20 protein-coding genes and 1 other RNA gene are annotated in these 22,359 nt (G+C 70.6%); 14 read left to right on the top strand and 7 right to left on the bottom strand.

Translation table 11 applies throughout. The features are described from left to right. The first annotated feature begins 151 nt into the window (after positions 1-151). The 3 genes from F9278_RS18195 (at position 152) to F9278_RS18185 (ending at position 3,931) form a co-directional block, all read left to right on the top strand. The gene (locus F9278_RS18195) at positions 152-1,393 is read left to right on the top strand and encodes a serine/threonine-protein kinase (protein WP_152169315.1); all 1,242 of its coding nucleotides are present in this window, start codon (positions 152-154) and stop codon (positions 1,391-1,393) included. A 220-nt stretch (positions 1,394-1,613) separates the two neighbouring features. Beyond that, positions 1,614-2,720, top strand: coding sequence for a peptide chain release factor 2 (gene prfB, locus F9278_RS18190; RefSeq protein WP_152169314.1), 1,107 nt, complete (start codon positions 1,614-1,616; stop codon positions 2,718-2,720). A gap of 323 nt (positions 2,721-3,043) precedes the next feature. Continuing rightward, entirely contained in the window at positions 3,044-3,931 is an 888-nt protein-coding gene (locus F9278_RS18185) for a hypothetical protein (protein WP_152169313.1), read from the top strand. A gap of 113 nt (positions 3,932-4,044) precedes the next feature. On the opposite strand, the gene F9278_RS18180 is transcribed toward F9278_RS18185, so the two are convergent. Further along, on the bottom strand, positions 4,045-4,236 hold the full coding sequence (locus tag F9278_RS18180; RefSeq protein ID WP_005486830.1) for a hypothetical protein: 192 nt from the start codon (positions 4,234-4,236) through the stop codon (positions 4,045-4,047). Positions 4,237-4,501: 265 nt separating this feature from the next. Between F9278_RS18180 and ftsE the strand changes: the two genes are divergently transcribed. The 5 genes from ftsE (at position 4,502) to ssrA (ending at position 8,568) form a co-directional block, all read left to right on the top strand. Further along, on the top strand, positions 4,502-5,191 hold the full coding sequence (gene ftsE, locus F9278_RS18175) for a cell division ATP-binding protein FtsE (protein ID WP_152169312.1): 690 nt from the start codon (positions 4,502-4,504) through the stop codon (positions 5,189-5,191). Between the two features lie 34 nt (positions 5,192-5,225). Next, on the top strand, positions 5,226-6,143 hold the full coding sequence (ftsX, locus tag F9278_RS18170) for a permease-like cell division protein FtsX (RefSeq protein WP_152169311.1): 918 nt from the start codon (positions 5,226-5,228) through the stop codon (positions 6,141-6,143). Positions 6,144-6,210: 67 nt separating this feature from the next. Continuing rightward, positions 6,211-7,410, top strand: a complete 1,200-nt coding sequence (locus tag F9278_RS18165) for a S41 family peptidase (protein WP_152169310.1) — start codon at positions 6,211-6,213, stop codon at positions 7,408-7,410. A gap of 90 nt (positions 7,411-7,500) precedes the next feature. Then, positions 7,501-8,040, top strand: coding sequence for an SsrA-binding protein SmpB (smpB, locus tag F9278_RS18160; RefSeq protein WP_152173930.1), 540 nt, complete (start codon positions 7,501-7,503; stop codon positions 8,038-8,040). 125 nt (positions 8,041-8,165) lie between these two features. Further along, positions 8,166-8,568: a transfer-messenger RNA gene (gene ssrA, locus F9278_RS18155) on the top strand. A gap of 53 nt (positions 8,569-8,621) precedes the next feature. Here ssrA and F9278_RS18150 read toward each other — a convergent pair. The 3 genes from F9278_RS18150 to F9278_RS18140 form a co-directional block, all read right to left on the bottom strand. Next, positions 8,622-9,635 carry a LacI family DNA-binding transcriptional regulator gene (locus F9278_RS18150; protein ID WP_152169309.1) on the bottom strand — a complete coding sequence of 338 codons (1,014 nt, stop codon included), beginning with the start codon at positions 9,633-9,635 and terminating at the stop codon, positions 8,622-8,624. Beyond that, complete coding sequence (yicI, locus tag F9278_RS18145; RefSeq protein ID WP_226966795.1) at positions 9,632-11,962, bottom strand: alpha-xylosidase; 2,331 nt, start codon at positions 11,960-11,962, stop codon at positions 9,632-9,634. The genes F9278_RS18150 and yicI overlap by 4 nt, the downstream gene beginning before the upstream one ends. Before the next feature lie 89 nt (positions 11,963-12,051). Continuing rightward, positions 12,052-13,446 (bottom strand): MFS transporter, encoded by a 1,395-nt coding sequence (locus F9278_RS18140; protein WP_152169308.1) that lies wholly within the window; start codon positions 13,444-13,446, stop codon positions 12,052-12,054. 84 nt (positions 13,447-13,530) lie between these two features. Between F9278_RS18140 and F9278_RS18135 the strand changes: the two genes are divergently transcribed. From F9278_RS18135 to F9278_RS18110, 5 genes are all read left to right on the top strand, one after another. Beyond that, positions 13,531-14,505 carry a LysR family transcriptional regulator gene (locus tag F9278_RS18135; RefSeq protein ID WP_152169307.1) on the top strand — a complete coding sequence of 325 codons (975 nt, stop codon included), beginning with the start codon at positions 13,531-13,533 and terminating at the stop codon, positions 14,503-14,505. Between the two features lie 396 nt (positions 14,506-14,901). Continuing rightward, entirely contained in the window at positions 14,902-15,774 is an 873-nt protein-coding gene (locus tag F9278_RS18125) for a hypothetical protein (RefSeq protein WP_226966794.1), read from the top strand. A 278-nt stretch (positions 15,775-16,052) separates the two neighbouring features. Then, positions 16,053-18,167: a glycosyltransferase gene (locus F9278_RS18120; protein WP_404819014.1), complete on the top strand. Its 2,115-nt coding sequence runs from the start codon at positions 16,053-16,055 to the stop codon at positions 18,165-18,167. Beyond that, the gene (locus F9278_RS18115) at positions 18,164-19,348 is read left to right on the top strand and encodes an acyltransferase family protein (protein ID WP_152169305.1); all 1,185 of its coding nucleotides are present in this window, start codon (positions 18,164-18,166) and stop codon (positions 19,346-19,348) included. The genes F9278_RS18120 and F9278_RS18115 overlap by 4 nt, the downstream gene beginning before the upstream one ends. Positions 19,349-19,512: 164 nt before the next feature. After that, a complete protein-coding gene (locus tag F9278_RS18110; protein WP_152169304.1) occupies positions 19,513-20,352 on the top strand; it encodes a hypothetical protein in 840 nt (279 codons plus the stop codon). Here F9278_RS18110 and F9278_RS18105 read toward each other — a convergent pair. Genes F9278_RS18105 through F9278_RS18095 form a run of 3 tightly spaced genes read right to left on the bottom strand, consistent with a single transcriptional unit; the run spans position 20,324 to position 21,600 of the window. After that, the gene (locus tag F9278_RS18105; protein WP_152169303.1) at positions 20,324-20,530 is read right to left on the bottom strand and encodes a DUF397 domain-containing protein; all 207 of its coding nucleotides are present in this window, start codon (positions 20,528-20,530) and stop codon (positions 20,324-20,326) included. The genes F9278_RS18110 and F9278_RS18105 overlap by 29 nt on opposite strands. A gap of 11 nt (positions 20,531-20,541) precedes the next feature. Beyond that, a complete protein-coding gene (locus F9278_RS18100; RefSeq protein ID WP_152169302.1) occupies positions 20,542-20,739 on the bottom strand; it encodes a DUF397 domain-containing protein in 198 nt (65 codons plus the stop codon). Positions 20,740-20,751: 12 nt separating this feature from the next. Then, positions 20,752-21,600 (bottom strand): helix-turn-helix domain-containing protein, encoded by an 849-nt coding sequence (locus F9278_RS18095; protein ID WP_152169301.1) that lies wholly within the window; start codon positions 21,598-21,600, stop codon positions 20,752-20,754. Positions 21,601-21,821: 221 nt separating this feature from the next. Here F9278_RS18095 and F9278_RS18090 point away from each other — a divergent pair, with 221 nt between their 5' ends. After that, a complete protein-coding gene (locus F9278_RS18090) occupies positions 21,822-22,313 on the top strand; it encodes an ATP-binding protein (protein ID WP_152169300.1) in 492 nt (163 codons plus the stop codon). The last annotated feature ends 46 nt before the right edge of the window (positions 22,314-22,359 follow it).

The following is a 22,359-nucleotide window of genomic DNA, read 5'->3' as shown; positions in this document are numbered from 1 at the left end:
CATTCGCGCACCCCGCACCCAGGCGGAGCCCTACGCGGAGCCCCACGTTGGGGACTTGTCGACATCTGAGGGGTGATTTCCGCCTCGGCGGTGAACGTTGGGGCCCGGGGCGCGTAGCTTTGTCGCCAACACGCGGCCTGTAGGAGCAGTCTTGGGACGGAAGATCGGAAGCCGGTACACCGCGAACCAGATTCTGGGGCGGGGCAGCGCCGGCACGGTGTGGCTGGGTGAGGGCCCGGAGGGCCCCGTCGCCATCAAGCTGCTGCGCGAGGACCTCTCGTCCGACCAGGAACTCGTCGGCCGCTTCGTCCAGGAGCGCACCGCGCTGCTGGGCCTCGACCACCCGAACGTGGTCTCCGTCCGCGACCTCGTCGTCGACGGCAACGACCTCGCCCTCGTCATGGACCTCGTCCGGGGCACCGATCTGCGCACCCGTCTCGACCGGGAGCGGCGCATGGCCCCCGAGGCGGCGGTCGCCATAGTGGCCGACATCGCGGACGGCCTGGCGGCGGCGCACGCGGCCGGGGTCGTCCACCGGGACGTCAAGCCGGAGAACGTGCTGCTGGACATGCAGGGCCCGCTCGGCCCCGGCGGCGCCCACCCGGCCCTCCTCACCGACTTCGGCGTCGCCAAGCTGATCGACTCCCCCCGCCGCACCCGCGCCACGAAGATCATCGGTACGCCGGACTATCTCGCCCCCGAGATCGTCGAGGGCCTGCCGCCCCGCGCGGCCGTGGACATCTACGCCCTCGCGACCGTGCTGTACGAGCTGCTGGCCGGGTTCACCCCGTTCGGCGGCGGACACCCCGGCGCCGTACTGCGCCGCCATGTCACCGAGACCGTCGTCCCGCTGCCCGGCATCCCCGAGGAGCTGTGGCAGCTGCTCGTCCAGTGCCTCGCCAAGGCGCCGGCCTCCCGGCTGCGCGCGTCCGAGCTGGCCGCCCGGCTGCGGGAGCAGCTGCCGCTGCTGGCGGGCATGGCACCGCTGGACGTCGACGAGCCCGGCACCGAGTCCGGCGACGGATACGAGGAGGAGCCCGCCGAGACGGAGGCGCCCCGCGAGCGGGTACGGCGGGGGGCGGTGCCGCTGGTGCCGGGGGCGAAGCCGGACTCCAACCGGGACACCCATACGTCGATGCGGGTGCCGGGGCCGGACGAGCTGGCCGGGGGTGCGCGGGGGACCGCGCGGGTGCCCCGGGCGGCGGGGGCGCCGCGGCCCGGTTCCGCGCGGAACCGGGGGAGCGGGGCGGTGCGGCGGCGGCGGATCACGTTGGGGGCGGCGGCGGTGGCGTTGATCGCGGCGGTGGGGGTCGGGGCGTGGGCGGCGACCTCCGGGGACGAGGACGGTGGGGCGCCGTCCGACACGAGGAATTCGGCGCCGGAGAGTCCTTGACCGGGCGCCTTGTAGCTCGGGGGTGCGGGTTCGGTCGGCGGGTGCGGGTCCGGTGGGGGCTGGTCGCGCAGTTCCCCGCGCCCCTGAAAAGCGGGGGCTGCGCTCCGTGCTTTTCAGGGCCGCAGGGCCTGTGTCTTTCAGGGGCGCGGGGAACTGCGCGAGAAGCCCCACCCACCCGCGGCCGAAGAACGCACCCGGCGGAGCCGTTAGGCTGGGGAGCGTGGCAGTCGTCGATGTATCCGAAGAGCTGAAGTCCCTCTCCTCGACCATGGAGTCGATCGAGGCCGTTTTGGACCTCGACAAGCTGAGGGCCGACATCGCCCTGCTCGAGGAGCAGGCAGCCGCGCCGTCCCTGTGGGACAACCCGGACGAGGCGCAGAAGATCACCAGCAAGCTCTCCCACCTCCAGGCCGAGGTCAGGAAGGCGGAGGCGCTGCGCGGTCGCATCGACGACCTCGGTGTCCTCTTCGAGATGGCCGAGGAGGAGGACGACCCCGACACCCGCGCCGAGGCCGAGTCGGAGCTGACCTCCGTCAAGAAGGCGCTGGACGAGATGGAGGTCCGTACCCTCCTGTCCGGCGAGTACGACTCCCGTGAGGCCCTGGTCAACATCCGCGCCGAGGCCGGTGGCGTCGACGCCGCCGACTTCGCCGAGAAGCTGCAGCGGATGTATCTGCGCTGGGCCGAGCAGAAGGGCTACAAGACCGAGGTGTACGAGACCTCGTACGCGGAGGAGGCGGGCATCAAGTCCACCACCTTCGCCGTGCAGGTGCCGTACGCCTACGGCACGCTCTCCGTCGAGCAGGGCACGCACCGGCTCGTGCGGATCTCGCCCTTCGACAACCAGGGGCGCCGGCAGACCTCGTTCGCCGGGGTCGAGATCCTGCCCGTGGTGGAGACGACCGACCACATCGAGATCGACGAGTCCGAGCTGCGGGTGGACGTCTACCGGTCCTCCGGGCCCGGCGGACAGGGCGTCAACACCACCGACTCCGCGGTGCGGCTGACCCATATCCCCACCGGCATCGTGGTCTCCTGCCAGAACGAGCGGTCGCAGATCCAGAACAAGGCCACCGCGATGAACGTCCTCCAGGCCAAGCTGCTTGAGCGGCGCCGCCAGGAGGAGCAGGCCAGGATGAACGCCCTCAAGGGCGACGGCGGCAACTCCTGGGGCAACCAGATGCGTTCGTACGTCCTGCACCCGTACCAGATGGTCAAGGACCTGCGCACCGAGCACGAAGTCGGCAACCCCGAGGCCGTGTTCAATGGCGAGATCGACGGCTTCCTGGAGGCCGGAATTCGCTGGCGCAAGCAGCAGGAGAAGTAGGGGCGCGGAATTCGGCGCTTTGTCGACAAGGCAACTGCCTTCCCCGGGAAGGCGGTTGCCTTGTCCGTTGTCGCGTCTGTGCGGGGATGTCTGGGTCTTACGTCACACTCACATGTCGGTGACGAGGTCAAATGCGGTGAACGGGACATCGCGTACGCAACGACCTTGACGTTGCTGCGAAAACTGGGAAGGGTGGCGCGTGGCATGCGCATTACTGGGGCGCATGTGAACCGGGGGACTTCGACCCAACCGACTGCTCCCGTTGATCGCGGCCCCGGGCGCTCTGCTCCAATCACTGATGAGCTACTGGGGGTAGCAGCCATATGACGAAGAAGACGCGGATCCGCGTGGCGCGAATAGCCGCGGGTGCTGTGATCGCCGCCGGCGCGTCACTGACCGCCGCGGGTGCCGCTTCCGCGCTGGACCTCGGTGTCGGCGTCGGTGTCAGCACCGACGACGGCGGTTCGGTCGAGGCCGATGTCTCGGTCCAGACCGGCAACGACATCGAGGGCACCAGCATCGGCGCGTCCGACGGTGGGACGACCGCGGACGGTGGCACCACGACCGACGGCGGGACCACCACGGACGGTGGCACCACGACCGACGGTGGCACGACCGCGGACGGTGGCACCACGACCGACGGTGGCACGACCGCGGACGGTGGCACCACGACCGACGGCGGGACCACCACGGACGGTGGCACCACGACCGACGGCGGCACCACCACGGACGGCGGGACCACGACCGACGGCGGGACCACCACGGACGGCGGGACCACGACCGACGGTGGCACGACCACGGACGGTGGCACCACGACCGACGGCGGCACGACCACCGACGGTGGCACCACTTCCAGCGGTTCGAGCTCCAGCGGTTCGAGCTCCAGCGGTTCGAGCTCCAGTGGTTCGACCTCTGGCGGTTCCACCGACGGCGGTTCGAGCACCGGCGGTTCCAGCTCCGACGGCGGCTCCACCACCGGTGGCACCGACCCCGACGGCGGCAACGACGAGAGTGTCCAGCAGGAGGGCTCCTCGGCCCTCACGGACACCGGCTCGGAGACCCAGGCCCAGGGCGCCGGCAGCGGCGAGCTGGCCGAGACGGGTGCCGCGGAGACCACGTTCCTGCTGGTCGGCGCGGCCACGATGATCGCCGGCGGCATCGGCTTCCGGCTGCTGCCCCGGCTGATGGTCGGCCGCGACGCCACCGCCTGACCGTAGACGTGTAGACGTACATGAGGCCCGGGGCAGCCAGCCCCGGGCCTTTGTCGTACCTCCGCCGTACCTCTGTCGTACCTCGGTCGTGCCTCTGCGCCGCTCTCCGCCCGCTACGCGGTCTGGTGCGCCAGCAGCGCCACCGCCGCTATGAGGATCGCCAGGAGGGCGATCAGCGTCATGGGGCTCAGGCTCGCGAACGGGTTCTCCTGCTGGAGCCGCTCGCGACTGGCCCGGCACACATGGCAGCGGCCCTCGGCGACGGGGGACGCGCAGTTCGCGCACACCAACCGGTCGTACGTCATGCGCCTCGCCCTCCTTGCAATGGCCTCACACATACCTCAACGGTTCGCGGAACCGGACCGTTCCTCCACACCACTGTGCCAGGTTCCTCCGGAGGTTGCGCGGGGGCCTCGGAAAGGGGTGGGTGCGGTTGTCGGAGGGCCGCGGGTCGGTGGGGGCTGGTCGCGCGGTTCCCCGCGCCCCTTGTTCGGGCTGCGCCCTCACCGGGGCCCGCTTACGGCGCGGTACAGTCTCGTCCATCCATTCCCGACGGCTTGTGGTGCATCCGTGATCCGATTCGACAACGTGTCCAAGGTCTACCCCAAGCAGACCCGCCCCGCACTCAGGGATGTGTCCCTGGAGGTCGAGAAGGGCGAGTTCGTGTTCCTCGTGGGGTCCTCCGGCTCCGGAAAGTCCACGTTCCTGCGGCTGATCCTGCGCGAGGAGCGGTGCAGCCAGGGGCAGGTGCACGTCCTCGGCAAGGATCTCGCGCGCCTGTCCAACTGGAAGGTGCCGCAGATGCGCCGCCAGCTCGGGACGGTGTTCCAGGACTTCCGGCTGCTGCCGAACAAGACGGTCGGCGAGAACGTCGCCTTCGCCCAGGAGGTCATCGGCAAATCGCGCGGCGAGATCCGCAAGTCCGTGCCGCAGGTGCTCGAACTGGTCGGCCTCGGCGGCAAGGAGGAGCGCATGCCGGGCGAACTCTCCGGTGGTGAGCAGCAGCGCGTGGCCATCGCGCGGGCCTTCGTGAACCGGCCCCGGCTCCTCATCGCGGACGAGCCCACCGGCAACCTCGACCCGCAGACCTCCGTCGGCATCATGAAGCTGCTCGACCGGATCAACCGGACGGGCACCACCGTGGTGATGGCGACCCACGACCAGAACATCGTGGACCAGATGCGCAAGCGCGTCATCGAGCTGGAGAAGGGCCGCCTCGTCCGCGACCAGGCACGCGGCGTCTACGGCTACCAGCACTGACCGCCCCCGTCCACGAAAGGCTCAGCGAGACGCCATGCAGGCCCAGTTCGTCCTGTCGGAGATCGGTGTCGGTCTCCGCCGCAATCTCACGATGACCTTCGCGGTCATCGTCTCCGTCGCACTCTCCCTCGCCCTGTTCGGCGGCTCGCTGCTGATGAGCGACCAGGTCAGCCAGATGAAGGGCTACTGGTACGACAAGGTCAACGTGTCGATCTTCCTCTGCAACAAGAGCGACGCGGAGTCCGACCCGAACTGCGCCAAGGGCGCCGTCACGACCGAGCAGAAGAACCAGATCAAGTCCGACCTGGGCAAGATGGCGGTCGTCGAGAACGTCGCCCACGAGTCCCAGGACGAGGCGTACAAGCACTACAAGGAGCAGTTCGGCGACTCCCCGCTGGCCAGCAGCCTCACCCCGGACCAGATGCAGGAGTCGTACCGGATCAAGCTGAAGGACCCGGAGAAGTACCAGGTCATCGCGAGCGCCTTCAACGGGCGTGACGGTGTGCAGTCGGTGCAGGACCAGAAGGGCATCCTGGACAACCTGTTCCGGCTCCTCGGCTATCTGAACCTGGCGGCGCGCGGTGTGATGGCCGTCATGCTCGTCGTCGCGCTGCTGCTGATCGTCAACACCGTGCGGGTCTCGGCGTTCAGCCGTCGTCGTGAGATCGGGATCATGCGGCTGGTGGGCGCCTCGGGCTTCTACATCCAGGCGCCGTTCATCATGGAGGCGGCCGTCGCCGGTGTCATCGGCGGGGTGATCGCCTGCGCCTTCCTCGCGCTCGGCCAGTACTTCGTGATCGACAACGGCGTATCGCTGTCCCAGAACCTGCCGTTGATCAATTTCGTCGGCTGGGACGCGGTCCTCGTCAAGCTCCCGCTCATCCTCACGGTGAGCTTCCTGATGCCGGCGCTCGCGGCGTTCGTCGCGCTGCGCAAGTACCTGAAGGTGTGACGCATGCCCCTGGGGCCGTACCGGCAAGGGCCGGTGCGGCCCTTCGCGTTGTCCTAGACTCGCCGACATGTCAGGCCGCGACCTGTTCTCCCAGCCCCGCCGCATCCGCCGCGGGGCCGCCCTGACCTTGGTTTTCGCGAGCGTCCTCGCCACGGGCGCGGCGACCGGCTCCTTCGACCCGCCGCAGGGCGGCACGACCGCCGTCGCCAAGCCCTCCCGCTCCGCCCCGGCCGACAAGGAGCAGGACGTCGCCGACGCCGCCGCCGAGGCCATGGCCGAGGGCGAGTCCCCCGTGGAGGCCGCCGAGCGGGCCGTCAGCCGCAGCGGCGACCGCTGGGGCGCGGTCTACTCCGAGGGCGAGTACGAGCAGTTCGAGGAGGCCCTCGACGGCGAGTACACCGGCGTCGGCCTCTGGGCCCGGCTGCGGCGCGACGGCCACGTCGAGGTGACCCGGGTGCAGGACGGCTCGCCCGCCGCCCGCGCCGGGATCCGCGCGGGCGACCGGCTCGTGCGCGTCGACGGCGAGAAGGTGGACGGCCGCCCGGTCACCGAGGTCGTCTCGTTACTCCGCGGCGACGCGATCGACGAGGGCACCGGGAACACCGGCACCCCCAAGAGCGCGACCGCCGGTACGAGGGTGTCGCTGGAGCTGGAGCGTGGCACCCGGACCTGGTCCGAGACCCTGCGCCGGGCCCGCCTCTCCACCGAGGACGTGACCGTCAGCCGTACCGCCGGCGGGGTCGGCGTCATCACGGTCGACGCGTTCACCAAGGGCTCCGGCGATCTCGTACGAGCCGCCGTCGAGCAGTCCGCCGACGCCACCGGCTTCGTCCTCGACCTGCGCGGCAACTCCGGCGGTCTGGTCTCCGAGGCCGTCACCGCCGCCTCCGCCTTCCTCGACGGCGGCCTCGTCGCCACGTACGACGTCAACGGCGAGGAGCGGGCCCTGCACGCGGAACCCGGCGGGGACACCACCAGACCCCTGGTCGCGCTCGTCGACGGCGGCACGATGAGCGCGGCCGAGCTGCTCACCGGAGCCCTCCAGGACCGGGGTCGCGCGGTCGTCGTGGGCTCCCGCACCTTCGGCAAGGGCTCGGTGCAGATGCCGAGCCGGCTCCCCGGCGGTTCCGTCGCCGAGCTGACCGTCGGCCACTACCGCACCCCCTCCGGCCGGGGCGTCGACGGCCGTGGCATCACCCCCGACCTCGAAGCCGACGAGGACGCGCTGCGGCGGGCCGAGACGGTGCTGACCGGCCTCGGGCAGTGAACCCGCACCGCCGTCTTCGCCGCTCCCGTTAATCGGCTTCCCGGGGACCCCCTCCGTAGTGCGAAAATGGACGGCACTATGAGCAAGGGAATGTACGTACCGAAGGAGTCCCAGCCCAAGCAGGGCGGGGCGGCCGTCAAGGGCCGGGACGGCGAGAAGGGCGGCAAGAAGAAGATCGTCGCCCAGAACAAGAAGGCCCGGCACGACTACGCGATCATCGACACCTACGAGGCCGGGATCGTCCTCATGGGGACCGAGGTGAAGTCGCTGCGCGAGGGACGGACCTCGCTGACCGACGGCTTCGTCCAGATCGACCGGGGTGAGGCATGGCTGCACAACGCCCACATCCCCGAGTACCACCAGGGCAGCTGGACCAACCACTCCGCGCGCCGCAAGCGGAAGCTGCTGCTGCACCGCGAGGAGATCGACAAGCTGGAGGCCAAGGCGCAGGAGACGGGTCACACGATCGTGCCCCTCGCCCTGTACTTCAAGGACGGCCGGGCCAAGGCGGAGATCGCTCTCGCGCGCGGCAAGAAGGAGTTCGACAAGCGGCAGACGCTGCGGGAGAAGCAGGACCGGCGGGAGTCGGACCGCGCGATCGCGGCGGCCAAGCGGAAGCAGCGCGCATAGCCCGGCCCAGCCTACGGCCCGGCCGGGAGGAATACGGTGGCATGCGCTCGCGTTGGTCACGTACGATGGCAGCGCACCTCACAGCGGGTGCGTGAAGCCCTTTCGAGGGTTTGAAAACACAACATGGGGATGATCGGTTTCGACAGCGGATGTCGAGGCAGGGGAAGCGTGTCGAGGAAGCGGCCATGATCTCGTAAACCACAGGCCGAAAAAAATAATCGCCACTATCAAGAGCGATTCTCCGCAGCAGCAGTTCTCCCTCGCCGCCTGATCTCAGGTAGCTAAGAGACTGCTCCTGCACTAATGGAGTGTCAGCCCGGGGCTGTTCCCGACCCGGATCCTGGCATCAGCTAGGGGACTAAACCTTGATCCCGGTCACGGGGTGAAGAGGGAAAACAAACAGTGACTGAGCCCGTCGGCGACTTGTTCGCGTGATCGCCGGGGCTGAGAAAATCACAGCGAACTGCACACGGAGAAGCCCTGGTTCCGCACCGTTGGACGCGGGTTCGATTCCCGCCATCTCCACAATTCCCATGTGGGCGAGGCCCCGTTGCCGTACGGCAACGGGGCCTCGCCATGTCTCACCCCGCTGCCCGGCGGGCCGTGCTCGCGCGGACCGTCAGACGGGGCGGGAGCAGGGTCGCATCGGGGACGGGGGTGCCGTTCAGCTTCCTCATCAGGAGGGCGACCGCCTGTTCGCCGACCTCCGCCGCCGGGATGGCGATCGAGGTGAGGGGGACGCGGAGGCTCGTGGCGTGGGTGTCCGGGCAGAGGGCCGTGAGGGACAGGTCGGTCGGGACGCGCAGCCCCAGGTGTTCGAAGGCGTCGACCAGGGGGCCGAGGATCGCCTCGTTGTGGATCACCACGCCGGTCAGGGCCGGTTGTTCGCGCAGGAGGCGTTCCGCCACCGCGCGGGCCGCCGCCGGGGTGGCCTCGCAGGGGTGGACCGTGGAGGACATGCCGTTGCGGGTGGCGGCGGAGGTGAAGCCCTGGACGACACGCTGGGCGAAGGAGGTCTGGCGGACATAGACCTCGGGCGGGGAGCCGATCAGCCCCACCACACGGTGGCCCAGACCGGCCAGATGCTCCACGCACAGCTCGCCCGCCGTCCGGAAGTCCAGGTCGATGCAGGTCAGACCGGTGGGGTCGGCGGGAAAGCCGATCAGCACCGACGGGCGGTCCAGCGAGCGCAGCAACGGCAGCCTGGGGTCCTGGAGTTGGACGTCCATCACGATCAGCGCGTCCACCAGGGCCGAGTCCGCCACCCGGCGCAGCCCCTCCTCGCCCTCCTCCTGCGTCAACAGCAGGACGTCGTGGTCGTGCGCACGGGCCGAGGTGACCGCCGACACGGCGAACTGCATGACCACCGGCACATCGATCCCGGCCCGTAAGGGCACCACCATCGCCAGGACGTTGGACCTGCTGCTCGCCAGGGCGCGGGCGCCCGCGTGCGGACGGTAGCCCAGCTCGCGGATGGACGCCTCGACCCGGGCCCGGGTCTCCGCCGAGATCGGGCGCTTGCCGCTCAGCGCGTACGAGACGGTGCTCGGGGAGACGCCCGCGTGCCGGGCCACGTCCGTGATCCTCACTGTCACACCGGCCTCGATTCCGCGGGGTTCGACTCCCGGTGCTCCCGGCGCTCCCCGTCCTCCCCGTCCAGCCCGTCCAGGTCCATCGTCAGGAAGCCCGTGCCCGCCGCCGCCCGGACCGTGCGCCCGCCCGCCGCCAGCGCCCACGGCGCCCTCGGCCCGCCGCACGACGCCCGCAGTACGTTCCCCTCCCGGACGACCGTGAAGGTCACCTCGCCCACCGGTACCGTCACGCGGTCGCCGTGCGCGAGGCCGTACGCGTGCAGGGTGACCCCGTCGGCGTGGTCGTAGTCCGGGCGGTCCGTGACCGCGCCGACCGGGACGACCGCGCCGGGGCGCACCAGCAGGGGCACGCTCATGAAGTCGTGGCGCTCGCGGACCCAGCGGGGGCCGGTGACCGTGCCGCCGTCGCCGTCCGGGAAGCGGGTCCAGACGCCCTCGGGGACGTAGTACGTGACCTCGCCCTCGTCGCTGAAGACGGGGGCCACCAGGAGGTCGGGGCCGAGCATGTACTGCCGTTCCAGATGCGCGCAGCCCGGGTCGTCCGGGAACTCCAGCACCATCGCGCGCATCATCGGCAGGCCCTCGGTGTGCGCCGTGCGCGCGGTCTCGTGGAGGTAGGGCATCAGGCTCAGCTTGAGCCGGGTGAACTTCCGCAGGACGTCCACCGACTCGTCGTCGAAGAGCCAGGGCACCCGGTACGACGACGAGCCGTGCAGGCGGCTGTGCGAGGAGAGCAGGCCGAAGGCGATCCACCGTTTGAACAGCGCGGGGGTCGGGGTGCCCTCGAAGCCGCCTATGTCATGGCTCCAGAACCCGAAGCCCGACAGCCCCAGGGACAGGCCGCCCCGCAGCGACTCGGCCATCGCCTCGTACGTCGACTCGCAGTCGCCGCCCCAGTGCACGGGGAAGCGCTGGCCGCCGGCCGTCGCCGAGCGGGCGAACAGCACGGCCTCGCCCTCGCCCCGGTGTTTGCGCAGGACGTCGAAGACCGTGCGGTTGTAGAGGTGGGTGTAGTAGTTGTGCATCCGCTCCGGGTCCGTGCCGTCGGACCAGACCACGTCCAGGGGCACCCGTTCGCCGAAGTCGGTCTTGAAGCAGTCGACGCCCTGGGCGAGCAGCGCCTCCAGCTTCGACGCGTACCACTCGCGGGCCGCCGGGCTGGTGAAGTCGACCAGTGCCATGCCGGGCTGCCACAGGTCCCACTGCCACACGCTGCCGTCGGGGCGGCGCAGGAGATGGCCGAGGGCCCTGCCCTCCGCGAAGAGCGGGGAGCGCTGGGCGATGTACGGGTTGATCCAGACGGAGATCCGCAGGCCCCGGCGTTTGAGGCGGGCCAGCATGGCTTCCGGGTCCGGGAAGACGCGGGGGTCCCACGCGAAGTCGCACCACTGGAACTCCCGCATCCAGAAGCAGTCGAAGTGGAAGACGGAGAGCGGCAGCCGGCGCTCCCGCATGCCCTCGATGAAGGAGGTCACCGTCTCCTCGTCGTAGGAGGTGGTGAAGGAGGTCGACAGCCACAGGCCGAACGACCAGGCGGGCGGGAGCGCCGGGCGGCCGGTGAGGGCCGTGTACTTGCGGAGGATGTCCTTCGGGGTGGGGCCGTAGACGACGTAGTACGTCAGCCGCTGGGTCTCCGCGCTGAACTGGACCTTCGACACGGCCTCCGAGGCGACCTCGAACGACACCTTGCCGGGGTGGTCGACGAAGACGCCGTAGCCCGCGTCGGTGAGATAGAACGGCACGTTCTTGTAGGCCTGTTCGGTGGCGGTGCCGCCGTCGGCGTTCCAGATGTCCACCACCTGGCCGTTCTTGACCAGCGGGCCGAAGCGCTCGCCGAGGCCGTAGACGGAGGTGCCGACGCCCAGGTTGAGCTGTTCGCGCAGGTGGTGGGCGCCGGACGCCTCGCGCATGATGCCCATCGACTTGGGGCCGCTGGTGGTGAGAGTGCGGCCGTGGGCGAGGAAGTCGACCTGCCAGGGGCCGGTGCGCGCGACCCGGACCGACAGCTCCCCGGCGGTGAGGGTGGCGTGCTCGTCGTCGTAGGAGGCGTGCGGGGTGAACTCCTGTGTGGTCAGCTCGAATCGGGGGCCGCGGGGCCGTTCGCCCTCGAAGTGGGTGAAGGTCACGCCGATGACGTCGGGCATCGGGGCGTGGGCGCTGATCGTCACGACCGGTCCCTTCAGCAGGTCGCCGCGGTGGCGGACGGGCCGGGTCGGGGCGTCGATCCGCAGGGCGCCGCCGCCGTCCGTGACGGTGACGTCGAGAACCTCGGCCGGATACGCCGCGGTGACGCCCTCCCGGAGCAGCCAGTAGCCGTCGGTGAACTTCATCGGGGCTCCTCCCGGCCGAGGCGGTCGAATCGTTTCGACGAGGAGTGTCGAAGCGCTTCGACGGAAGGTAAGGGTGAGCTGACGGTGCGTCAATGGGCGGGACGGGAATTCGTGCGGCGTTCGACAGGGTGAACGGGTGGGTGTCGGAGGGTGGTGGGCAGCGAGGCGATCAGGAGCGCGAGTGCCGCGGCGGCCACCGGAGCCGCGAAGCCCGCCGTGCCGGGGCCGTGTTCCGCCATCCAGCCGCCCACCGCCGAGCCGCCCGCTATGCCGCCGAGGAGGCCGGTGACCGCGAGGGTCATGCCCTCGTTCAACTGGCCCTCGGGGGTGCGCTGTTGGACCAGGGACATGGCGGTGACCATCGTGGGGGCGGTGGCCGTGCCGGCGAGGAGGAGGGCCGGGGCGAGGAGCAGGAGCGAGCCGGTGGTGGTGGCGGTGAGCCAGGGGAGGGCCATCAGGGCGGTCATCGCGGCCAGACAGCGGCGGAAGCGGGGCTCGGCGGGCCCCGTCACCCGCAGCGTGCCGTAGGCGAGGCCCGCCGCGCAGGAACCTGCCGCCTGGAGGCCGAGGATCGCACCGGCCGCGGAGGCGTGGCCCCGGGCGTCCGCGTAGGCGATGGTGACGACCTCCAGGGAGCCGAAGACCGCGCCGGTGGCGAGGAAGACGGTGAGCAGGGGCGCGAGGCCGGGGCTGCGGAGGGGGGACCTCGTGGTCGTACGGCCGGTGGGGGGTGGTTCCGTGGCGCGCTGGGTGGCGAGGACCAGGACGCCGGTCATGCAGAGGAGGCCGCCGATCAGGGTGCCGGCCTCGGGGAACAGGGTGGTGCAGAGGAAGGCGGCGGCTACCGGGCCGAGCATGAAGCAGAGTTCGTCCACCGCCTGTTCGAAGGAGTTGGCGGTGTGCAGGGCGGCCGGGTCGTCCTTCAGGAGGTGGGCCCAGCGGGCGCGGGCCATACCGCCGGTGTTGGGGGCCGTGGCGGTGGCCGCGTAGGAGGCGAACAGGGTCCAGTCGGGGGCGTCCCGGTGGACGCAGGCGATCAGGGAGAGGGCGCCGAGGAGGGCGGCGGCGGTGGCGGGTACGGCGACTCTGGACTGGCCGTGGCGGTCGACCAGGCGGGCGGTCCAGGGGGCGACCAGGGCGGTGGCGGCGAGGCCGGTCGCGACGACGGCGCCGGCGAGGGCGTAGGAGTGTCTGGAGCCGGAGATCATCAGGATCGCGCTGATGCCGAACATTCCCATGGGGAGGCGGGCGAGGATGCCTCCGGCGGTGAAGCGGAGGGTGCCGGGGTTCTGGAAGAGGGTGCGGTAGGGGGTTGTGGCGCCTGAGGGGGTGGGGGTGCTTCGGCGGGTGCGGGTTCGTCGCGGCTGGTCGCGCAGTTCCCCGCGCCCCTTGGGTTGGCGGGGACGGAAGTCGGCTGCCACGAGTGTGTCGGCGGTGACGGTGAGCAGGGGCATGTGCTGCTTGTCGGTTTGGGAGTGCGGCATACGGCATACCGTCGCCCGGGGCGTGATCCACCGTCCAACACCTACTCCGTCGCCATTCACGCACCCCGGTTGTAAGTTCGCCGGATGTCCACTGTCCCGTACGCCGTCGATTCCCGGCTTCTGCGTTCGTTTCTCGCCGTCGCCGAGGAACTGCACTTCACCCGGGCCGCCGCTCGACTCTTCGTCGCTCAGCAGGCGCTCAGTCGGGATGTGAAGCGGCTGGAGCGGGAGTTGGGGGTGGAGCTGTTCGTGCGGAGCACCCGGCAGGTGGGGTTGACGGGGGACGGGGAGCGGCTGGTGCCCCATGCGCGGCGGGTGCTGGAGGCGCAGGAGGAGCTGGTGGCGGCGTTCCGGCAGGCGCGGCCCCTGCTGGTGGATCTGAACTCGCCGGGGCTGGCCACGGGGGTGCGGGTGCTGCGGCGGGCCCGGGAGATCGTGCCCGAGCTGGAGTTGATGGCGCGGTACGAGAGCGGGCTGACGTACGCGGCGGCCGAGATCCTCGCCGGGCGGCTGGACGTGTCGTTCGGGAGGTTCGCGGGGCTCGAACCCGGGGTGCGGGCGCGGCTCGGACAGCAGCCGGTGCGGTACGAGCCGATGACGGTGATCCTGCCCGAGGACCACCGGCTGGCCGCGCTGGACGCCGTACCGCTGGCGGAACTCGCGGGTGAGCGGGTGTACGCGGGCGCCGGGAATCCCCGTACGCCGGAGTGGACGGATCTCGCGGCGCGGCTGTTCGAGGGGCGGGGGATCGAGATCGCGGCCCCCGCCCCCCTGGCCGTAGGGGAGGAGGAGTTCCGGCGGGTCATGGCGAAGACCAGGTCGCCGGTGTTGGCGGTGGTGGATTTTCCACCCATGCCGGGCACCGTGGCGCGGCCGATTGTCGACCCCGTGCCGTTGTCACCTGTGTCTCTGGTGTGGCGGGAGGGGCTTCGGCATCCCGGGCTCGACGCGTTGCGGCGGGCCGCTGGCGAGTTGGCGAAGGCGGAAGTATGGCTATCACATCCGGAGGACGGGTGGATTCCGGCCAGAGATGCACTCATCATGATGACCTTCACCTGACATCCCACACGTAGACATCTCTCCCACCCCTACATTCGGGGCCCGGGAGCGTGTGAGGGGCGGGGCGCCCCGGATCGGGTGGGGGCCCGGTCCGGTACAGGAAAGTGCGACCGCCCGGCATCGAACACGCACCCGGAACGATCCCGTGGGGGGAAGTGCGTGCACGTCGATAACTGGCCTGGCGGCAGTCGGCCCAACGGCAGTCGGCCCAACGGCAGCCGGCCCAACGGCAGCCGGCCGAAGGGCATTCAGCCGCAGGGCTTTGAGTCGCGGGGCCTTGAGTCGCAAGGCTTTGAGTCGCAGCGGACCGGTGGTGAAGGTGAAGGCCCCGGCCGAGGCCGTGGCGGTGGCGGTGGCGAGGTGGTCTGGCCCGAGGCCGCCGGTAGAACGGGGGCCGTGCCCCGGCAGCCGGGTGTCGTTCCGGCGCCCTGGGAGCAGCCCGATCAGCCGGGCCGTAATCACGATCCGCACGAGGTGACCGTGCAACTCGACGGTGTGGGGCGCGAAGTGGACGAGGGATCGGGCCGGCACGCCGGCAAGGACGGGGACGCGGCGGGTGCCGTCCAGGACTCCGACGGGCCGGTGTTCGTCGACGAGTCGGGCCGGCGCCGGAACCTCTACCGGAAGCTCGGTATCGCCGTCGGCACCGCCTGCGCCGCGTACGCCGTGGTCATCGTCGGCACCCTGGTGTCCGGCAACTCGGACGCGCCCTGGCTGCCGGTGCCGATGCAGAAGGACGACAAGCCGGCGGGCCGGGTGGACACGCCCCCGCTGCCGGACGAGTCGGACGACCGGACCGACGAGGCCGACGGCTTCGTACCGGACTCCGGTCCGGGCGGCGGTCGTACGGGGGCGTCGTTCTCGCCCGGCGGCAAGTCGCCGACCGGCTCCTCGGGCCGGGCCAAGCAGCCGGAGAAGTCCGCGAGCGCCGAGCCGTCGGCCAAGCCCAGCGCCGGTGCGACGCCGGGGCCGAAGCCGACCGCCGGGGTGAAGGACCCGGAGCCGTCCGCCTCGGCGCCCGAGCCGCCGAAGGTCGACCCCAGCCCCTCGGCCTCGCCGCCGGCCTCGCCCTCGCCCTCCGAGACCGGCTCCGCCGGCCCCGCTCCGGGCTCCGGCGGCTCGGACAACGTCGCCGGTGGACCGGCGTCCCCGGCGCCCGTCCAGTCCGTCGAGCCCGACCCGTCCACGCCGGACGGCTCGCCGAGCGCGCAGGAGCCGTCCGGCCCGCCCAGCTCGCAGAGTCCGCAGAACCCGGAGAGCCCCGCCTGATGACCCGCTCCAAGCGCGGCGGCACGCCCTCGCGTGCCGCCGCCAATCGCCATACCCGCTCGTCGCGTTCGGCGCCCGCCTCCGAGAGCGGCAGCACCACCGGAACCACCGGAACCACCGGAACCACTGGCCCCACCGGCGCCACCCGCAGCACAGGCACAGGCACAGGCACAGGCACCGGCACCGTGAAGCGCTCGCGCAAGGGCGCGAAGAAGCGTTCCGCGCGGCGGCGGGTGCCGCTGCGCCAGGTGCTGCCCTGTGTGCTGCTCCTCGCCCTGATGGCCATGCTGATGCTGCGCGGATACGTGCACAGCGAGATCCTCGCGGACCACCGCGTCGGGCCGCTCGTCTCGAACGACGAGGTGCCGAAGAAGATACTGAAGGGCGGGCCCGTGATCGACACCCGCTCCGGCCGGCAGATCGCCCTCGACGTCCCCGACTACGAGCTGGTGCTGACCTTCGACGACGGGCCGGACCCCAAGTGGACCCCCAAGGTCCTCGACATGCTGAAGAAGCACGACGCCAAGGTCGTCTTCTTCATCACCGGCACCATGGCCTCCCGCTACCCGGACCTGGTCCAGCGGATGGTCGACGAGGGCCACGAGATCGGCCTGCACACCTTCAACCACCCTGATCTCTCCCTCCAGTCCAAGGACCGCATCGACTGGGAGCTGTCCCAGAACCAGCTCGCGCTCGCGGGCGCCGCGGGCATCCGCACCTCGCTGTTCCGGCCGCCGTACTCGTCGTTCTCGACGCGCATGGACAACCGGACGTGGCCGGTGACGCAGTACATCGGCAGCCGCGGCTACATCACCGTCGTCAGCGACACCGACAGCCAGGACTGGAAGCGGCCCGGTGCCGACGAGATCATCCGCCGGTCCACGCCCGAGCGCGGCGAGGGCGCGATCGTGCTGATGCACGACTCCGGCGGCGACCGCTCGCAGACCGTCGCCGCGCTGGACCGCTACATCGCCGGGCTCCAGGTCAAGGGCTACAAGTTCGACACCCTGACCGGCGCCCTGAAGGCCCCCAGCGCGCACACCCCGGTCACCGGCCTCGGCCTGGTGAAGGGCAAGGTCTGGGTGACGCTGGTACAGGTCTCCGAGAAGACGACGAGCGTGCTCGTGGTCGCCCTCGCCGTCGTCGGTGTCCTCGTCCTCGCGCGCTTCGGGCTGATGCTGGTCCTGTCGCTCGTCCACGCCCGCAAGGTCAGGCGCCGCGATTTCCGCTGGGGACCGGACGGGCCCGTCACCGAACCGGTGTCGGTGCTGGTGCCCGCGTACAACGAGGCCAAGTGCATCGAGAAGACGGTCCGTTCGCTGGTGGCGAGCGACCACCCCATCGAGGTGCTGGTCATCGACGACGGCTCCAGCGACGGCACGGCCGGCATCGTCGAGGAACTGGGCAAGGACCTGCCGGGCGTCCGTGTCGTACGGCAGCTCAACGCGGGCAAGCCCGCCGCCCTCAACCGGGGCATCGCCAACGCCCGGCACGAGATCATCGTCATGATGGACGGCGACACGGTCTTCGAACAGGCCACCGTCCGTGAGCTGGTGCAGCCCTTCGCGGACCCCCGGGTCGGCGCGGTCGCGGGCAACGCCAAGGTCGGCAACCGGGACACCATGATCGGTGCCTGGCAGCACATCGAGTACGTGATGGGCTTCAACCTCGACCGCCGGATGTACGACATCCTGCGCTGTATGCCGACGATCCCCGGCGCGGTCGGGGCGTTCCGCCGCACGGCCCTCGAACGCGTCGGCGGGATGAGCGAGGACACCCTCGCCGAGGACACCGACATCACCATGGCCATGCACCGCGACGGCTGGCACGTCGTCTACGCGGAGAACGCCCGCGCCTGGACCGAAGCACCCGAATCCGTCCAGCAGTTGTGGTCCCAGCGCTACCGCTGGTCGTACGGCACCATGCAGGCGATCTGGAAGCACCGGGGCTCCCTCTTCGACCGGGGCGCCTCCGGCCGTTTCGGCCGGGTGGGCCTGCCGCTGGTCTCCCTCTTCATGGTCGTGGCGCCCCTGCTGGCCCCGCTCATCGACGTCTTCCTGCTCTACGGGCTGGTCTTCGGGCCGACCGAGAAGACGATCGGCGCCTGGCTGGGCGTCCTCGCCGTCCAAGTGGTGTGCGCGGCCCTTGCCTTCCGGCTCGACAAGGAGCGCATGACCCATCTGATCTCGCTCCCGCTCCAGCAGATCCTGTACCGCCAGCTCATGTACGTCGTCCTGCTCCAGTCCTGGATCACCGCCCTCACCGGCGGCCGGCTGCGCTGGCAGAAGCTGAGGCGGACGGGGGCGGTGGGGCTGCCGGGCGCGCCGCAGGGGGCGGCCGTGCCCCAGCAGCAGTCGGGCGAGCCCGCGGGTGAGCGGAGGCCGGTCGGATGAGCACGCTGACGCAGGACTCCGCGCCCCAGACCCCGTCGGCCCCTCAAGTCACGGGCCGGGACCGGTACTTCGACTTCCTCCGGGCCCTCGCCATCTTCCGGGTGGTGCTCTACCACCTCGCCGGCTGGAGCTGGCTGCCGCTCGTCTTCCCCTCCATGGGCGTGATGTTCGCGCTCGCCGGCAACCTCATGGCGCGCTCGCTCAAGCGCCCGGCGGCGGACGTCATCAGGGGCCGGCTGCGCCGACTGCTGCCCCCGGTGTGGCTGCTGGGCGTCGTCGGCGTGACGGGGATGATCGCCCAGGGCTGGGCGCCGGACCCGTACTGGCACCCCCTGTGGTGGTGGTTCCACCTCGCGTTCTGGATCCTCCCGATCAGCGAACCGCCGTACGCCGACGGACTGCCCGGGGTGCAGGGCCTCATCGGCGCCGACTGGGCCGTGCAACTGGCCGGCCCCCTCTGGTACGTCCGCACCTACATCTGGTTCGTCGTCCTCTCCCCGCTGCTGCTGCGCGCGCTGCGGAAGCTGCCGGTGGTGACGGTCCTCGCGCCGATCGCGCTGTGCGGGCTGTTGGAGCTGGGTCTGTCGGCGCCGCTGCCGGGCGAGCGCCTCGCCTCGGGGCTGACGGACTTCACCACCTTCGGCGCCTGCTGGATCCTCGGCATGGCCCACCAGGAGGGCATCCTCAAGCGCCTCCCGAGGTACGTCGTGCCGTCCGTGGCCCCGGCGGTCGCGCTGGTCGGCCTCTGGTACGCCCTGCGCCACGACTACGGCCCCGGCCACGACCTGGACGACATGCCGTTCGCCCAGTCCCTGTGGTCCGTCGCCGTGGTGGCGCTGCTGCTGCACTTCAGCCCGTCGTGGCCCGAGTGGCCGCCCCGGCTGCGCCGCTGGGACGGGGTGATCGCCTTCCTCAACTCCCGCGCGGTGACGATCTATCTCTGGCACACCACCTGCATCATGATCGCCGCCACGCAGTGGGACCGGCTGTGGAGCGTGCCGTTCCTCGAACAGCACACGCCCTGGCTGCTGGAGAGCATCTGGCCCGTGCTGGTCCTGACCTGGCTGCTGGTCGTCGCCTGCGTCGTCGCGTTCGGCTGGGCGGAGGATCTGGCGGCGCGGCGGAGGCCGAGGTTGTGGCCGAAGCGCGCGGATCGTGGGGGTGCCGGGGGGAGGTCCTGACGCGGCCGGTCGGTTGCGGGCGCTCGGTCATGTATTGACCCCGTAACCAACCGGGATACGCACTTGCGTACGACTGAGCGAGTGGTGGATGTTGGGCTGGCTTGAGGCAGGTGTTCCGCGCACTTCTCGCCTCGCCGAAGCGACCCAAGGAGTGACACCCGCCGATGACTCAGCCTCCCGGCCAGCCGCCCTACGACGGGTACGGCGCCCAGCCGCCGCAGCAGCCGCCGTACCCTGGGGCGTACCCGCCCCCGGGCCAGGTCCCCGGCCAGCCGCCGAACCCGTACGCGACGGCTCCGCAGCAGCCGTACGGGGGTGGGCAGCCGCCTTACGGGGCCCCAGGCGCGCCGGGGGCTCCGGGGGCTCCGGGGGCTCCGGGTATGCCCAACTACGGTCCCCAGTACGGGGGTTACCCGCCCCCGCCGCCGCCCTCCGGGGGTAACGGCGGCAAAGTCGCGCTGATCATCGTGGCCGCCGTCGCGGCGCTCGCGGTGATCGGCGGGGGTGTCTTCCTGCTCACGAGCAACTCGGACGACTCCGACACGGCCAAGCCCGGCCAGAGCGTGTCGGCGTCGGCGACCGAGTCCGAGAGCCCGTCCGAGGACGCGTCGGAGGAGGCTACCGAGGAGGCCACCGACACGCCCGACGGCGGTCTGGACGACGGCGGTGCGAGCGTCGCCCCCGCCAAGGGCGTCGAGGGCCAGTGGCAGGACGACGAGGCCCGCACCCTGACGATCGGCGCCGAGCAGACCGCCGGCGAGGCCAAGGGCCAGCACCCGCTGTCCTACATCGACATGGTCGGCGGCAAGGGCATCATGACCGGCGTCGGCAAGTACCGCGACGACAACAACTTCCGCATGGCCCTCACCCCCATGGCCTCGGCCGACGTCAGCGACGACGACATCACCTTCGCCACGGTCCGCCGCTCCGGCGACGACGTCGTCATCACCTGGGAAGAGGGCGGCACGGACACGCTCAGCTATGTGGGCGAGTCGTCGAGCTGAGCCCCTGGCTCTTGAGGGTCTGTATGAGGGAGTTGAGGGGGAGCGGGGTGGTGGTGAGAGCGATGGCGGGGGTGTCGCTCTCGCGGAGGAGTATGTGTCGGGTGGGGGTGGCGGCGAGGTTGACGCAGTTGGAGGCGTCGCCGCAATGGGTGGCCTTCTGCCAGTGAAGTCTGGGCATGTCACTGCCTTTCACAGGTGGTTGGCGATGCTCCGGCTTTTGAGGGTCCGTATGAGGGAGCGGAGAGAGGCCGGAGTGGTGGTGAGGATGGCGGTGGGGTCGTCGCTCTCGCGGAGGTGCAGTTTGAGTTCGGTGCGGCTGGCGGCGACGTAGACGCAGTTGGCGCCGTCAGGGCTGTAGCTGGACTTCTGCCATTTGTGGTCGGACACTTCCGGGCTCTCTCAGATCGTCTGGATGAGGCGATGGAGCAGGTCGCGGGAGTCGGCCGGCTTGAAGGCTTTGACTTCCATCCCCTCCAACACGGAACGGTACTTCTCCAACTGTGCCGCGCCGTCAAGGAATTCGCAGCCATGGTGAGTGTCCAGCTGGACAGTGTCGAGCTGAGGGACGTCGCCTGACAGATAGTCGATGGACTGTCCGTTCCCGGGGAATGAGCCGCTTCCCATAGGGATGATCCGCACGGTGACTCGATCGAGTTCGCTCATGTCCAGCAGGTGCCGGAGCTGGGCGCGGACAGTGGCGGGGCCGCCGTATCCCATGTGGAAGGCGCACTCGTGGATCACGGCTGTGTATGGGGGCGGGTTCTGCCGGTGGAGGACGCCCTGGCGCTTGATCCGATGGCTGAGCCTGTGCTCGATCTCGTACGGCCGCAGAGGCGGTACCGCCTCTTTGAACAGGGCGCGCGCGTGCTCGGTAGTCTGGAGGAGCGCGGGGATGTGGATGACCAGCGCCGCGCGCAACTCGGTGGCGTAGTGCTCCAGTTCCGCGAGATCGATCAGGCCGACCGGTAGGTGCTCCCGGTACTCGTCCCACCAGCCGCGCGTACGGCCGCCGGTCATCGCGGCCAAGGCGTCCACGAGTGCCGGGTCGGCGCAGCTGTACGCGCGGGCGAAGGTGCGCACACGGTCGGCGCTGACGGCGTAGCGACCCGCTTCAATGCTGCTGATCTGAGCCTGCTTGACACCGAGCAGCTCTGCGGCGGCGCTGGACGTCAGCCCCGCGTGCTCCCTCAGTTTGCGCAGTTCGGCACCCAGGCGCTGCTGGCGCAGGGTGGGGGTGCTGGGCGGCACTGGGCCCTCTCTCGTCTATGCCATGCCTCTGTGGTCACCCACAGGAGGTAATTGTGAACTCTAGCGCTTGATCGATGTTAATTCTCACATCGTCTCCGCTACGGTGAACCCGTACCCACCAACTCGCCCCGCCCGTAAGCCGGAAGCGCACCACCCCAGGCATGCCACCGCCGGGCCGCGGTCGTTGAGTGAACCGACTTCTCTCCCTCCCGGGGGTATCCGTGGTCACCGTATCGCCGCTCGGCTCCCCTTCGCCGCCGTGCTGGGACTACGTCCTGCGCCTGCCCCGGGATCCGCGGGCCGCCCGCGTCGCCCGGCTGACCGTGCGGGCCGCGCTCACCACGCACGGTATGGACGGACTCCTCGATGTCACCGAACTGCTGACCTCGGAGCTGGTCACCAGCGCGTACCGGCACACCTACGGCCCCTCGTCCCTGCGGCTGGTCGCACTCGGAGAGGGTTGGCTGAGGGTCTTCGTGTGGGACGCCAGCCCGCACATCCCGCCCGCACCCCCGCTTCCCGTCCCGACGGACGGCGAGGGTGGGCGCGGTCTCCTCCTGGTCGAGCGGTGCGCCGACCGGTGGGGGTGCTGGCCGATGGAGGGCGGGAGTCTCGGGACCGGGGGAGGGAAGCTGATGTGGTTCGAGCTGGGTGGGGCGGAGGGGGGCGTCCCTATGCGTGGCTGTCTGATTACAGTAGTGGTAGTAGCCTGAATATATTTAGGCTAAAGGGAGTCCGGCTAGGGATGACCGGCCAGGA

Origin of the sequence: Streptomyces phaeolivaceus, from assembly GCF_009184865.1 — a bacterium.
In the GTDB taxonomy this organism is placed as follows: domain Bacteria; phylum Actinomycetota; class Actinomycetes; order Streptomycetales; family Streptomycetaceae; genus Streptomyces; species Streptomyces phaeolivaceus.
Note: the sequence above shows the minus strand (reverse complement) of the source record. Positions and strands in the feature narration are given on the sequence as shown.